Source organism: Streptomyces sp. NBC_00016 (assembly GCF_045040885.1).
Classification (GTDB): domain Bacteria; phylum Actinomycetota; class Actinomycetes; order Streptomycetales; family Streptomycetaceae; genus Streptomyces; species Streptomyces coriariae.
Window position 1 is genome coordinate 9,566,174 of sequence record NZ_CP108304.1, and the last position, 15,623, is coordinate 9,581,796.

The 15,623-nt window shown below is 70.4% G+C and carries 2 protein-coding genes; both read left to right on the plus strand.

All coding sequences use genetic code 11. The features are described 5' to 3' along the window. Positions 1-20 precede the first annotated feature (20 nt). Complete coding sequence (locus tag OG933_RS42245; protein ID WP_405632602.1) at positions 21-5,642, plus strand: type I polyketide synthase; 5,622 nt, start codon at positions 21-23, stop codon at positions 5,640-5,642. A gap of 205 nt (positions 5,643-5,847) precedes the next feature. Beyond that, positions 5,848-15,588 (plus strand): type I polyketide synthase, encoded by a 9,741-nt coding sequence (locus OG933_RS42250; RefSeq protein WP_405633692.1) that lies wholly within the window; start codon positions 5,848-5,850, stop codon positions 15,586-15,588. The last annotated feature ends 35 nt before the right edge of the window (positions 15,589-15,623 follow it).

Below are 15,623 nucleotides of genomic sequence, written 5' to 3' on the forward strand. Positions count from 1 at the left end.
GGAAGAGGGGATCAGGTTCCATGACCACCGACGAGAAGGCTCTCACCTACCTCAAGCGGGTCTCGGCCGAGCTGCAGCAGACGCGGGAGAAGCTGCGCGAGGAGCAGAACCGGCGCACCGAACCCATCGCCATCGTGGCCATGGGCTGCAGGCTGCCGGGAGGAGTGACCTCCCCCGACGGGCTGTGGCGGCTGGTGTCCGAGGGCACCGACGCCGTCGGCGTCTTCCCGGCCGACCGTGGCTGGGACCTCGACACCCTCTACGACCCCGACCCGGACGTGTCCGGCACGTCCTACGTCCGTGAGGGCGGCTTCCTCGACGACGTGGCCGGTTTCGACGCGCCCTTCTTCGGGATCTCCCCGCGCGAGGCGTTGGCGATGGATCCGCAGCAGCGGCTGCTCCTGGAGACCTCCTGGGAGACCCTGGAGCGTGCCGGGATCGATCCCTCCACCCTCAAGGGCGAGAGCGTCGGCGTCTTCACCGGCGTCGCCGGACAGGAATACGCCCCCCGCATGGGCACCGGCTCCGAGGAGATCGAGGGTTACGTCCTCACCGGCGGCGCGGGCAGCGTCGTTTCCGGACGGGTGGCGTACACCCTCGGCTTCGAGGGCCCCGCGGTGACGGTCGACACCGCGTGCTCGTCGTCCCTGGTGGCGATCCACCTCGCCGCTCAGGCGCTGCGTTCCGGCGAGTGCTCGCTCGCGCTGGCGGGCGGCGTCGCCGTGATGTCGACCCCGGGCGCCTTCGTGGAGTTCTCGCGCCAGCGCGGACTGGCCCCGGACGGCCGCTGCAAGGCGTTCGCTGCCGCGGCGGACGGCACCGCGTGGGCCGAGGGGGTGGGTGTCCTGCTGCTGGAGCGGCTGTCGGACGCCCGCCGCAACGGCCACGCCGTCCTCGCGGTCGTGCGCGGCAGCGCGGTCAACCAGGACGGCGCCTCCAACGGTCTGACCGCGCCCAACGGCCCTTCCCAGCAGCGGGTGATCCGGCAGGCGCTGGAGAACGCCCGGCTGTCCGCGGCGGATGTCGACGTGGTGGAGGCGCACGGCACCGGCACGTCCCTCGGTGACCCGATCGAGGCACAGGCACTCCTCACCACCTACGGCCGCTCCCGCCCCGAGGACTCGCCCCTGTGGCTGGGTTCGCTGAAGTCCAACATCGGTCACACACAGGCCGCCGCGGGTGTGGCGGGTGTGATCAAGATGGTGCAGGCGATGCGGCACGGTGTGCTGCCGAAGACGTTGCATGTGGACGCTCCGACGCCTGAGGTGGACTGGTCGGCGGGTGCGGTCGAGTTGCTGACGGAGGCGCGGGAGTGGCCCGAGCGGGACGAGCCGCGGCGTGCCGGTGTGTCGTCCTTCGGCATCAGCGGCACCAACGCGCACATCATCCTGGAGCAGGTCAGGCCCGAGGAACCCTCCGACACCCCCGCTCCGGCAAGGACGGGCCCCGGCGGCTTCGTACCGCTCACCCTGTCGGGCACGACCCCCGAAGCTCTGCGCGCCCAGGCGGCCTCCCTCGCCGACCACCTCCGTGCCCACCCGGGCACCCCTCTGCACGACACGGCCCTGTCGCTCCTGGCCACGCGAACTCGCTTTCCACATCGCGGTGTTGTGGTCGCCGGCACGCACCAGGAGGCCGTGGAGCGTCTGGCGGCCCTCGCTGTCGCGCCCGACACCGCACCGCCGGTTCTTGGTGGTGGGGGTGTGGTGTTCGTGTTTCCGGGTCAGGGGGCGCAGTGGGTGGGGATGGCGTTGGGGTTGTTGTCGGAGTCGGTGGTGTTTGCGGAGTGGATGGGGCGGTGTGGGGAGGCGTTGGCGCCGTTTGTGGGGTGGTCGTTGGTTGATGTGTTGGGTGATGAGGAGGCGTTGGGGCGGGTTGATGTGGTGCAGCCTGTGTTGTGGGCTGTGATGGTGTCGTTGGCGGGGTTGTGGCGGTCGGTGGGTGTGGAGCCGGCTGGTGTGGTGGGTCATTCGCAGGGGGAGATCGCGGCTGCGTGTGTGGTGGGTGCGTTGTCGTTGGAGGATGGTGCGCGGGTGGTGGCGGGGCGTAGTGCGGTGATTGCGTCGTCGCTTGCGGGTGGGGGTGGGATGTTGTCGGTTGGTTTGCCGGTGGGTGTGGTGGAGGGGCGTTTGGGTGGGGGGTTGTCGGTTGCTGCGGTGAATGGTCCGTCGTCGGTGGTGGTGGCGGGTGGGGTGGATGTGTTGGGGGTGTTGGAGGGGGAGTTGCGTGCTGAGGGGGTGCGGGTGCGTCGGGTTGCGGTGGATTACGCGTCTCATTCGGTGGAGGTGGAGCGGGTTGAGGGTGAGTTGGCGGGGGTGTTGGAGGGTGTGTCGGCGGTGTCGTCGGGGGTGCCGTTCTATTCGACGGTGACGGGTGGGGTGGTGGACACGGTGTTGTTGGACGGGGGGTATTGGTATCGGAATCTGCGGGAGCCGGTGCGTTTGGAGGAGGTGACGCGGCAGCTGTTGGGTGAGGGGCGGCGGGTGTTTGTGGAGATGAGTCCGCATCCGGTGCTGGGTTTTGTGGTGGCGGAGACGATGGGTGCGGTGGGTGTGGAGGGTCTGGTGGTGGGGTCGTTGCGTCGTGGTGAGGGGGGTTTGGAGCGGTTCTTGCGGTCGGTGGGTGAGGTGTTTGCGGGGGGTGTTGATGTTGATTGGGAGGCTGCTTTCGATGCGCGGGGGGCCCGGCGGGTGGAGTTGCCGACGTATCCCTTCCAACACCAGCGCTACTGGCTGAAGACGGAACACGCCGAAGGCGACGTCTCGTCCGCCGGCCTCACCCCTTCCGAACACCCGCTCCTGGGCGCCGCCGTGGAACTGCCCGGAACCGGCGGCGTCGCCTTCACCGGCCGCTGGTCCGTACGCACCCATTCCTGGCTCGCCGACCACGCCGTGTGGGGCACGGCCCTGCTGCCCGGCACCGGCTTCGTCGACCTGGTCCTCACCGCCGGCGCCGCGGCCGACTGCGGAGCCCTGGAGGAACTCGTCATCGAGGCACCCCTCATCCTTCCCGAGGACGGCGGCATCCAGGTCCGCGTCGAGATCGCCGAACCCGACGAGTCCGGCCGCCGCGCCGTCTGGGTCCACTCCCGCGCCGAGGGCGACGAACCCGGCTGGACGCGCCACGCCACCGGCACGCTCGTCCCCGAGGACCTCGACTCCTTTGAGCCCACGCTCGCCTGGCCACCGGCCGACGCCACCCCCGTACCCGTGGACGTCGAGTCCGTGTACGCGGGCCTGGCCGAGCGCGGCTACGAGTACGGTCCCGCCTTCCAGGGGCTGCGCGCGGTGTGGACCCGCGACGACGAGATATTCGCCGAGGTCGCGCTGCCCGAGCAGCAGCAGGAGGACGCGGGACGCTTCTCCCTGCACCCCGCCCTGTTCGACGCCTCGCTGCACGCCCCGCTGATCTACGGCGCCGGTCTGCCGCGACTGCCCTTCTCTTGGAACGGCATCACCCTGTGGACCCGCGGAGCCTCCCGCCTGCGGGCACACTTCGTCCCGGCGGGCGAGGAGACCTGGCAGGTCACCGTCACCGACCACAGGGGCGCCCCCGTCGCCCGCATCGACGCCCTCATAGGCCGTCAGGTGACCCAGGAACAGCTCGCCGGAGCCCGGCTGGCCCGCGAAACCGGCTCCTCGCGGCTGGACAACATGGTTTACGGCACGACCTGGACCCCGGCCGAGGCCACGGACCCGGCAGCGGCTCCCACCGGCACCTGGCTGGTCGCGGTGCCCGCAGGCCGCACGGATGACGCCACCGTCACCGCGTGCCTCACCGCCCTCGGCGAGCGGGGCACCCACGTCGTACCACTGCCCGTAGACGGATCCGGCCGCGGTGCCCTCACCGACCTCCTCGCCGGCGCGGTGCCCGACGTGAACGCCGTCACGGGCGTCCTGTCCCTGCTCGCTCTCGACGAGACCGGCCACCCCGGCCACCCCGGAGTCACCGGCGGTCTGGCGGCGACGCTCGTCCTGGTCCAGGCGCTCGGCGACGCCGGCATCGAGGCACCGCTCTGGCTCGCCACCCAGAACGCCGTCGCCACCTCCGACACCGACCCGGTGCACAGCACCGATCAGGCCGCTCTGTGGGGACTCGGCCAGGTCACCGCGCTCGAACACCCGGGCCGCTGGGGCGGACTGATCGACCTCCCCGCCACCCTCGACGACGAGACGGGCACCCTGCTCATCACGCTGCTCGGCGGCGGCATCGGCGAGGAGGACCAACTCGCCCTGCGCGACGGCACGGTCCTCGTCCGACGCCTGGAGCGGACACCGCTGTACCGGCCGCAGCCGGACGAGACGCCGTGGCAGCCCACCGGCACCGTACTGATCACCGGCGGGACCGGAGCCCTCGGCGGCCACGCCGCCCGCCGGATGGCCGCAGGCGGCGCCGGACACGTGGTTCTCGTCAGCCGCCGCGGCCCCGACAGCCCGGGCGCCGCCGAACTGACCGCCGAACTCGCCGAGGCCGGCGCCCGGGTCACCGTGGCCGCCGTCGACGTCACCGACCGGCAGGCGCTGGCGGACCTGCTGGCGAAGCTGACGGCGGACGGCGACCCGGTGCGCACGGTGGTGCACGCCGCCGGCGTCAACGGCTTCGGCTCCCTGGAGGAGACGACACTCGACGACTTCGGCGCCGTAGTGTCGGCCAAGGTGGCAGGCGCGGCCCACCTCGACGCACTGCTCGGCGACACCCCCCTGGACGCGTTCATCGTGTTCTCGTCCATCGCGGGAGTCTGGGGCAGCGGCAGCCAGAGCGCCTACTCCGCGGGCAACGCCTACCTGGACGCCCTGGCCCTGCGCCGGAAGGGCCAGGGCCTGACCGCCACCTCCATCGCCTGGGGCGCCTGGGCCGGCGGCGGCATGGTCGATGCCACCTCGGCACCACAACTGCGCCGCCAGGGCATCGAGACCGTACGCCCCGAGCTGATGCTGACCGCCCTCGAACGCGCCCTGACGGGCGGTCAGAGCGGCCTCACCGTTGCCAACATCGACTGGAAGCGCTTCCACGCGGCGTTCACCACACCCCGGCCCTCCGCGCTTCTCCAGGGCGTACCCGAGGTCCGCCGCATCGCGGCGGCCGAAGCCCGCGAAAGGCTCGCGGACCTCGCCACGGCCGGCTCGCTGCGCCAGCGCCTGGCCGGCCTCGAAGAGGGCGCTCAGAACGAGATACTGCTGGACCTGGTCCGCGCGGAGACGGCCGTCGTTCTCGGCCACCGGGACGCACACGCCGTCCACCCGGACCGTGCCTTCCAGGAGCTGGGCTTCGACTCGCTCACCGCCGTCGAACTGCGCAACAAGCTGTCCGCGGCCACTGGCCTGCGGCTGCCCGCCACGCTGCTCTTCGACCACCCGGCGCCGGCTGTGCTCGTCGCACACCTGCGCCAGGCGCTCGCTCCCGAGGGCGGGCCCTCTGTGCACCGGGCGGTCGCCGAGGTCGAGAAGCTCAGGACCCTGCTCGCCTCCGTACCCGACGACCGGGCGGTCCGCGCCCAGGTCACCACCACCCTGCAGGTCCTGCTGGCCAAGTGGTCCCCGGACACCGCCCAGGACGGAACGGACGACGACCTCGAGTCGGTCACCGACGACGAGGTCTTCGACATCATCGACAACGAGTTCAACGAGTTCACGGCTTCCTGACGCAGCCGTCCCCGCCGCCCACTCGCCGTCAGAAGTCTTTCTCTAGGAGCTGACCTTTCCCATGGCCGACGACAAGAAGTACCGCGAATACCTCAACAAGGCCGTTGCCACCGCCCGTCAGGCAACCCGCCGACTGCGCGAGGTCGAGGAGAGGGCTTGGGAGCCCATCGCCATCGTCGGTATGGCCTGTCGTCTGCCGGGAGGCGTGACCTCTCCCGAGGACCTCTGGCGGCTGGTGGCCGACGGCGTCGACGGCATCACCTCCTTCCCGACCGACCGAGGCTGGGACCTGGCTGGCATCTACGACCCGGACCCCGACGCCCCGGGCACGTCCTACGTCCGTGAGGGCGGCTTCCTCGACGACGTGGCCGGTTTCGACGCGCCCTTCTTCGGGATCTCCCCGCGCGAGGCGTTGGCGATGGATCCGCAGCAGCGGCTGCTCCTGGAGACCTCCTGGGAGGTCTTCGAACGCGCCAACATCGACCCCACCTCCCTGCGCGGCCGCAGGATCGGCTTCTACACCGGCGTCATGCACCACGACTACGCCCCGCGCGTACGACAGGTCCCCGAGGACCTGGAGGCGTACCTCGGACGCGGCAGCACCGGCAGCTTCGCCTCGGGGCGCGTGTCGTACACGCTCGGCATCGAAGGCCCCTCGGTGACGGTCGACACCGCCTGCTCCTCGTCGCTGGTCGCCATCCACCTCGCCGTCCAGTCCCTGCGCACCGGCGAGTCGGAGATGGCGTTGGCGGGCGGCGCGGCCGTGATGGCCGACAGCAAGATGTTTGTCGAGTTCTCCCGCCAGCGCGGGCTCTCCCCGGACGGCCGGTGCCGCGCCTTCGCCGCCGGCGCCAACGGCACCGGCTTCTCCGAGGGGGTGGGTGTCCTGCTGCTGGAGCGGCTGTCGGACGCCCGCCGCAACGGCCACGACATCCTGGCCGTCGTCCGCGGCACCGCCGTGAACCAGGACGGCGCGTCCAACGGCCTCACCTCGCCCAACGGCCCCGCCCAGCGGGAGGTGATCCGGCAGGCGCTGGAGAACGCCCGGCTGTCCGCGGCGGACGTCGACGTGGTGGAGGCGCACGGCACCGGCACGTCCCTCGGTGACCCGATCGAGGCACAGGCCCTTCTCGCCACCTACGGCCAGGAGCGGCCCGGCGACGACCGCCCGCTGTGGCTGGGTTCGCTGAAGTCCAACATCGGTCACGCCCAGTCGGCCGCGGGTGTGGCGGGTGTGATCAAGATGGTGCAGGCGATGCGGCACGGTGTGCTGCCGAAGACGCTGCACGTGGACGCTCCGACGCCTGAGGTGGACTGGTCGGCGGGTGCGGTCGAGTTGCTGACGGAGGCGCGGGAGTGGCCCGAGCGGGACGAGCCGCGGCGTGCCGGTGTGTCGTCCTTCGGTCTCAGCGGCACCAACGCCCACGTCGTCATCGAGTCCGCACAGGCCGCGGCCCCCACGTCCGAGGAGTCCGGCCCGGCGGACCCCGAAGCCACCGCACCCGGTGCACCCGTCGAGTCCACGCCGACGGCTGCCGAACAGGTCGTGCCCCAGGGCGTGGTGCCGCTGGCCCTGTCGGGCAAGACCCCCGACGCCCTGCGCGAGCAGGCGAGGCGGCTCGCCGCCTTCCTGGAGGACCGGCCCGAGACCGCACTGCACGACGTCGCCCTCTCCTTGACCTCACGCGCGGCGTTCGACCACCGCGGCGTGGTGGTCGCCGGCACTCGGCAGGAAGCACTGAGCCGCCTCACCGCCCTGGCAGAGAACACCTCTGTACCACCGCCGGTTCTTGGTGGTGGGGGTGTGGTGTTCGTGTTTCCGGGTCAGGGGGCGCAGTGGGTGGGGATGGCGTTGGGGTTGTTGTCGGAGTCGGTGGTGTTTGCGGAGTGGATGGGGCGGTGTGGGGAGGCGTTGGCGCCGTTTGTGGGGTGGTCGTTGGTTGATGTGTTGGGTGATGAGGAGGCGTTGGGGCGGGTTGATGTGGTGCAGCCTGTGTTGTGGGCTGTGATGGTGTCGTTGGCGGGGTTGTGGCGGTCGGTGGGTGTGGAGCCGGCTGGTGTGGTGGGTCATTCGCAGGGGGAGATCGCGGCTGCGTGTGTGGTGGGTGCGTTGTCGTTGGAGGATGGTGCGCGGGTGGTGGCGGGGCGTAGTGCGGTGATTGCGTCGTCGCTTGCGGGTGGGGGTGGGATGTTGTCGGTTGGTTTGCCGGTGGGTGTGGTGGAGGGGCGTTTGGGTGGGGGGTTGTCGGTTGCTGCGGTGAATGGTCCGTCGTCGGTGGTGGTGGCGGGTGGGGTGGATGTGTTGGGGGTGTTGGAGGGGGAGTTGCGTGCTGAGGGGGTGCGGGTGCGTCGGGTTGCGGTGGATTACGCGTCTCATTCGGTGGAGGTGGAGCGGGTTGAGGGTGAGTTGGCGGGGGTGTTGGAGGGTGTGTCGGCGGTGTCGTCGGGGGTGCCGTTCTATTCGACGGTGACGGGTGGGGTGGTGGACACGGTGTTGTTGGACGGGGGGTATTGGTATCGGAATCTGCGGGAGCCGGTGCGTTTGGAGGAGGTGACGCGGCAGCTGTTGGGTGAGGGGCGGCGGGTGTTTGTGGAGATGAGTCCGCATCCGGTGCTGGGTTTTGTGGTGGCGGAGACGATGGGTGCGGTGGGTGTGGAGGGTCTGGTGGTGGGGTCGTTGCGTCGTGGTGAGGGGGGTTTGGAGCGGTTCTTGCGGTCGGTGGGTGAGGTGTTTGCGGGGGGTGTTGATGTTGATTGGGAGGCTGCTTTCGATGCGCGGGGGGCCCGGCGGGTGGAGTTGCCGACGTATCCCTTCCAACACCAGCGCTACTGGCTCGATGCGAACGACAGGCCCGCCGTCGAGGCCGACCCCGTCGACACCGCCTTCTGGGCCGCGATCGAAGCCGGTGACACCGACGCCCTCGCCGACGACCTCCAGCTCAAGGCCTCCGTACTCGACGAAGTCCTGCCCGCACTCTCCTCCTGGCGACGCCGCCGACGAGAACGGTCCGTCGTCGACGGATGGCGCTACCACCTCGGCTGGGAACGGATCGACACCACCGGCACCCTCTCCGGCACCTGGCTCATAGCCGCCAGCACCGACAGCGGCCCGCTCGCCGAAGCCGTCACCACCGGTCTCACCGAGCGCGGCGCGCAGATCGTGCGCATCCAGGTCGACACCGAGAACACGGACCGGGAGGCGCTGGCCGCCGCCCTCCCCGACCAGCCCTTCGCGGGGATCGTGTCGCTCCTGGCACTCGACGGCCGTCCGCACCCCGTCCACACCACCTGGTCGCGCGGCACGATCGGCACCGTGACCCTCGTCCAGGCCCTCGGCGACGCCGGCATCGAGGCACCCCTGTGGGCGGTCACGTCCGGCGGCGTCGCCGTCGCAGACCCCGCCGAGCTGACCGACATCTCGCAGCACGTCATGTGGGGCATCGGCACCGTCCTGGCACTGGACCACCCCCGGACCTGGGGCGGCCTCGTCGACCTGCCATCCGGCACCGACGAACCCGACCCGCACACCCTCGACCTGCTGTGCGCCGCCCTCTCCGGAGCCGACGAGGAGGACCAACTCGCCGTACGCCCCGACGGCCTGCACGCCCGCCGCATGCGCCGCGCCCCGCTGGAGGACACCCCGGCCCCCAAGCCCTGGACTCCGCGCGGCACCGTCCTGATCACCGGTGGCACCGGCGGCACAGGAGCCCACGTCGCCCGCCGACTCGCCGAGCTCGGCGCCGAACATCTGGTGCTGACCAGCCGCCGCGGCCCCGACGCCCCCGGCGCCGGTGAACTCCGCACCGAACTCGAGGCCCACGGCACCCGGGTCACCATCACCGCATGCGACATCGCCGACCGTGACACGGTCGCCGCCCTCCTTGACACTGTCCCCGCCGAACTGCCACTGACCGCCGTCCTGCACCTCGCCGGCGCGCCCCAGACCGAATCACCCCTGTCCGGGCTCACGGTCGAGCAGTTCGCCGAGATGGGCCGCGCCAAGATCGCCGGCGCCCGTCACCTGGACGACCTGCTCGGTGACCGCGAACTCGACGCCTTCGTCCTCTTCTCCTCCGGCGCCACCGCCTGGGGCAGCAACGGCCTGACTTCGTACGGCGGAGCCAACGCGTACCTCGACGCGCTGGCCCACCACCGACGCGCCCGCGGACTGACTGCCACCTCCATCGCCTGGGGCGCGTGGGACGGCGGCGGCATGGTCGACGCGTCGATGGCGGGGGAGTTCGCCAAGCTCGGCCTTTCCCTGATGGAACCCCACCTCGGTGTGGCCGCAATGATGCAGGCCGTCGAGCACGACGAGACCCACGTGGTCGTCGCCGGCATTGACTGGACCCGCTTCGCACCGGCCTTCACCCTCAGCCGTTCCCGGCCCCTGCTGCGCGGCCTGCCCGAGGTGACCGAACTCCTCGTGGGCAACACCGAGGACCGCCCCGGCACCGATGCCTCCGCTCTCCGTGCCGAACTCCTGGAGCTCTCACCTGCCGAACAGGAGCACCTGCTGGTGCGCCTGGTGCGGACCGAAGCCGGAGCGGTCCTGGGACACACGGACGCCGAAGGCGTCGAGGAGGACAGGGCGTTCAAGGAAATCGGCTTCGACTCGGTCACCGCGGTCGAACTGCGCAACCGTCTCAACGCCGCCACACAGCTGCGCCTGCCCGCCACCCTTGTCTTCGACTACCCGAACCCCAGGGCGCTGGCCGACCACCTCCGCGCGGAACTCGTCGGCGACGGTGCCGCCGCGGTCCTGCCCGCCGCCGCACCGTCACCGTCCTCCGCGGCCGACGATCCGATCGCGATCGTCTCCATGGGCTGCCGCCTCCCCGGCGGCGTGACCTCACCCGAGGAACTGTGGACCCTGCTCGCCGAGGGCAGCGACGCGCTTGTCGACTTCCCGGCCGACCGCGGATGGGACCTGGACAGTCTGCTCTCCGACGACCCGGACGCCCCCGGCACGACCTACGTCCGCAAGGGCGGTTTCCTGCACGGCGTCGCCGACTTCGACGCCGGGTTTTTCGGCATCAACCCCCGTGAGGCGTTGGCGATGGATCCGCAGCAGCGGCTGCTGCTGGAGACCTCCTGGGAGGTCTTCGAGCGGGCGGGCATCGACCCGATGTCACTGCGGGGCAAGGACGTCGGCGTCTTCACCGGCATGGGAGCCCAGGACTACACCCCGCGCCTCGGCGGCGGTGCCGATGGCACCGAGGGCTATGCCCTGACCGGCAGTGCGGGCAGCGTCGCCTCAGGCCGAGTGTCGTACGTCCTGGGGCTGGAGGGACCCGCGCTCACCATCGACACGGCGTGTTCGTCGTCGTTGGTGGCGATGCACTCCGCGATGCAGGCGCTGCGCAATGGTGAGTGCTCGCTCGCCCTGGCCGGCGGCGTGGCAGTGATGTCCAGCCCCGGCGTCTTCGTCGAGTTCTCGCGGCAGCGGGGCCTGGCGCCGGACGGACGCTGCAAGGCGTTCGCCGAGGGCGCGGACGGCACGGGCTGGGCCGAGGGCGTAGGAGTCGTCCTGCTGGAGCGTCTGTCGGACGCGCGCCGCAACGGCCACGAGGTGCTGGCTCTGGTGCGGGGCAGCGCGGTGAACCAGGACGGTGCGTCCAACGGCCTGACCGCTCCGAACGGTCCCTCCCAACAGCGGGTGATCCGCCAGGCGTTGGCGAACGCCGGCTTGTCGGCGGCGGACGTGGATGCGGTGGAGGCGCACGGTACGGGCACCTCGCTGGGTGATCCGATCGAGGCGCAGGCGTTGATCGCGACCTACGGTCAGGAGCGGCCCGGCGACGACCGTCCACTGCTGCTCGGGGCCCTGAAGTCGAACCTCGGTCACACGGGAGCCACCGCGGGTGTGGCGGGTGTGATCAAGATGGTGCAGGCGATGCGGCACGGTGTGCTGCCGAAGACGCTGCATGTGGATGCTCCGTCGTCGGAGGTGGACTGGTCGGCGGGTGCGGTGGAGTTGCTGACGGAGTCGCGGGTCTGGCCGGCAGCAGCGGACCGTCCTAGGCGTGCGGGTGTGTCGGCGTTCGGTATCAGTGGGACGAATGCGCACGTGATTTTGGAGGCTGTTGAGCCTGCGGGCCCGGTGGAGCGTGCGGGAGCGCCGGGTGGCGCGGTGCGGGATGGCGTGGTGCCGTTGGTGGTGTCGGGGAGGTCGCCGGAGGCGGTGCGCGCTCAGGCGGCGCGGCTGGCCGGGTTCCTTGGCCAGGAACCTGGCCTGAGTCTCACGGATGTGGCGTATTCGCTGGCGACGGCGCGTGCTCGTTTTGATCATCGTGCGGTGGTGGTGGCGGGTTCGGTGGAGGAGGCGCGGGAGGGGCTCGCGTCGGTGGATCCGCAGGGTGTGGTGGCGGGTCGTCTGGGTGTGTTGTTCACGGGTCAGGGTGCGCAGCGGGTGGGGATGGGGCGTGAACTGCACGCTGTTTTCCCGGTGTTCGCGGAGGCGTTCGACGAGGTGTGCGCGGCTGTGGACGAGAGTCTGGGCCGTTCGCTGAAGGATCTGGTCTTCGAGGGCGGGGATCTGCTGGACGAGACGCGGTATGCGCAGCCGGCTCTGTTCGCGGTTGAGGTGGCGTTGTTCCGGTTGGTGGAGTCGTGGGGTGTGCGTGCTGATGTCGTGGCGGGTCATTCGATCGGTGAGGTGACGGCTGCGTTTGTGGCGCGTGTGTGGTCGTTGGAGGATGCGGCGGCTTTGGTGGTGGCGCGGGGCAGGTTGATGCAGGCGTTGCCGTCGGGTGGGGTGATGTTCGCGGTCGAGGCGGCGGAGGACGAGGTCACGCCCCTGTTGACCGACGGTGTGAGTATTGCCGCGGTCAATGGTGCGACGTCGCTGGTGCTGTCGGGCGCGGAGGATGCGGTGGCGGCGGTGGTGTCCCGTTTCGAGGATCGCCGTACCAAGCGGTTGCGGGTGTCGCATGCTTTTCATTCGTCGTTGATGGATCCGATGCTGGAGGAGTTCCGTCGGGTTGTGGCGGGGCTGACGTTTCACGAGCCGGTGCTGCCGGTGGTGTCGAATCTGACCGGTGAGGTGGCGGACGCGGGTCGGTTGTGTTCGCCGGAGTACTGGGTTGAGCATGTGCGCGGCACGGTCCGTTTCCACGACGGTGTCCAGGCATTACGCGACCAGAAGGTTTCCACGTTCGTGGAGCTGGGGCCTGATGGTGTGCTGTCGGCGATGGTGGCGCAGGACTGCGTCCCCTCGCTGCGGCGGGATCTGGCGGAGGACCGGGCCCTGCTCACCGCGCTCGGGCAGTTGCACAGTCGTGGTGTCGATGTCGACTGGGAGAAGGTGTTCGCCGGGACCGGCGCACAGCGTGTGGACCTGCCCACGTACGCCTTCCAACGCCAGCGCTATTGGCTGGCCGCCACCACTTCGACGACTGACGTGTCGCTGGGGCACCCGCTGCTCAGCGCGGTGATGGCAGTGCCGGAGACAGGTGGTGTGCTGTGCACTGGACGATTGTCGCGCAAGGCGCAGCCATGGCTGGTAGAGGACTCCCTGTCGGGCACAGGCACAGGCACAGGCACCGGCATGGTGCCGGGGGCCGCCTTGGTCGAACTGGCGATCCGCGCGGGCGATGAGGTCGGCGCCGGCACGGTGCGTGGGCTGACGATCGAGACACCGGTCGTGTTGCCCGCCACGGGAGCACTTCGTGTGCAGGTCTCCGTCGGGGGCGCCGACGACGAGGGGCACCGCACGGTCGGCGTGTATACCCGTGCCGAACAGGGCGATGAGCCCTGGACCCGCCACGCCACCGGCACGCTGATGCCCTCTGGCGCGGTTCCGGCACCAATTGGTGACGCGGCCGCGCAGGATGAGTACATCGAGCTCGCTCTGGACGAGGAACTCGCCGCGGACGCTGGACGCTTCGGTCTGCACCCGGTGCTTCTGGAGGCCGCGGCCCATGCGAACGGGCACTCCGGTCTGTCCGCGGAGTGGCGTGGGGTGACCCTGCACGCCACCGGTGCCGCGGCCGTCCGGATGCGGGTGACACCGGCCGAGAGTGGTTCCGACGCGTCGTGCCTGGAAATCTTCGATGCCGATGGTGCGGGTGTTCCGGTTGCGTCGGTGGAGTCGCTCGTGTTGCGGGCGGTCACTGAGGAGCAGTTGCGGGTGTCGGGTGGCGGTGGTGGTGATGCGTTGTTCCGGGTGGAGTGGTCGCCTGTGCCGGTGCGTGACGACGCGGACGACGTCGGGGTGGAGCTGGTGGAGGTGGAGTCGGCTGCGCTGAGTGCTGAGGATGTTCGCCAGGTCTCTGCTGGTGTTCTGTCTGCTGTGCAGTCGTTTCTTGTGTCGTCGGGTTCGGGGCGTTTGGTGGTGGTGACGCGGGGCGCGGTGGTTGTTGCTGTGGGGGGCGGGTCTGGTGGGGTGGATCCGGTGGTGGCTGCGGTGTGGGGTCTGGTGCGTTCGGCGCAGGCGGAGAATCCCGGCCGGATTGTTCTGCTTGATGTGGCGGCGGGTGATCCTGTGCCTGTTGGTGGGGTGTTGGCGGGTGTGGTGGCTTTGGGTGAGCCGCAGGTTGCGGTGCGTTCGGGCGGGGTGTTCGTGCCGCGGCTGGTGCGTGCGGTCGTGGCGTCGTCGGCTGAGCCGGTGTTCCGTTCGGGTGGGACGGTGTTGGTGACGGGTGGGACCGGCTCGTTGGGTGCGGTGGTGGCGCGGCATCTGGTTGCGGTGCATGGTGTGCGCAGTCTGGTGTTGACCAGTCGGCGGGGCTTGGACGCGCCCGGGGCGCGGACGCTGAAGGCGGAGCTGGAGCAGGCCGGCGCCGTGGTGCGGGTTGCGGCGTGTGATGTGGCCGATCGTGATGCGTTGGCCGGGTTGCTGGCCGGTGTTCCTGTTGATGCTCCGTTGTCGGGTGTGGTGCATACCGCTGGTGTGCTGGATGACGGTGTGATTGCGGGGTTGACGGCGGAGCGGTTGGCGGGGGTGTTCCGTCCGAAGGTGGATGCGGTGTTGACGTTGCATGAGGCGACGCGGGGCATGGACCTGGATGCCTTTGTCCTGTATTCCTCGGCGTCGGGTGTGCTGGGTGGTCCGGGGCAGGGCAACTATTCGGCTGCGAATGCGTTTTTGGATGCTTTCGCGCAGTGGCGCCGGGGGCAGGGTCTGCCCGCGGTGTCGCTGGCGTGGGGCCTGTGGGGCGACACAGGCGGCATGGCGGGTGCCCTCGACGAGACGGACCAGGCACGCATGCGGCGCAGCGGTGTCCGTCCGTTGTCCGTCGAAGAGGGCATGGCGCTCTTCGACGCCGGTCTCGGTGCTGACGAACCAGCGCTGGTACCCGTGAAGTTCGACCTCACGGCACTGGCCGCACAAGCGGGAGCCGGCCAACTGGCGGCCTTGTTGCAGGGATTGGTGCGCCGACCCCGGCGTACCGTCCGCACCGATGCCGCCGGTGGCACCGGCAACGTGGCGGAGGAGTCCCTGGCCGACCGGTTGGCGAAGATGCCGCAACCTGAGCGGCAGCGTGCCCTGCTCGACCTGGTGAGTGCCGACGCCGCGATCGTCCTGGGCGGCCGTCGCGGGCGGGATGCCATTGCGCCGGACCGTGCCTTCAAGGACCTCGGCTTCGACTCGCTCACAGGCGTGGAACTGCGCAACCGGCTCACGGCGGCCACAGGGATCCAACTCCCCGCCTCGGCCGTCTTCGACTACCCGACGCCGGCCGCTCTCGCCGACGTCCTGCTTGAGCAACTGGGCGTCTCGCCGATGTCCGTGCTCGCCGAACTGGACCGACTGGAAGCGGCGTTGAGCAGTACGTCCCTGGGCGACGATGTCCTGGCCCAGACGGCCAAGCGCCTGCAAACCCTGGCGACCCGGTGTGCGGCGTCCGGTGCCCTCGTGGAGGACGAGGCGAACTTTGACCTCGATTCCGCCTCCGACGACGAACTCTTCAGCTTCGCAGAGAACGAGCTCGGCTCTTCCTGACAGCGGCGCCGGCCCCCACACCTGTTGAGCAGAAG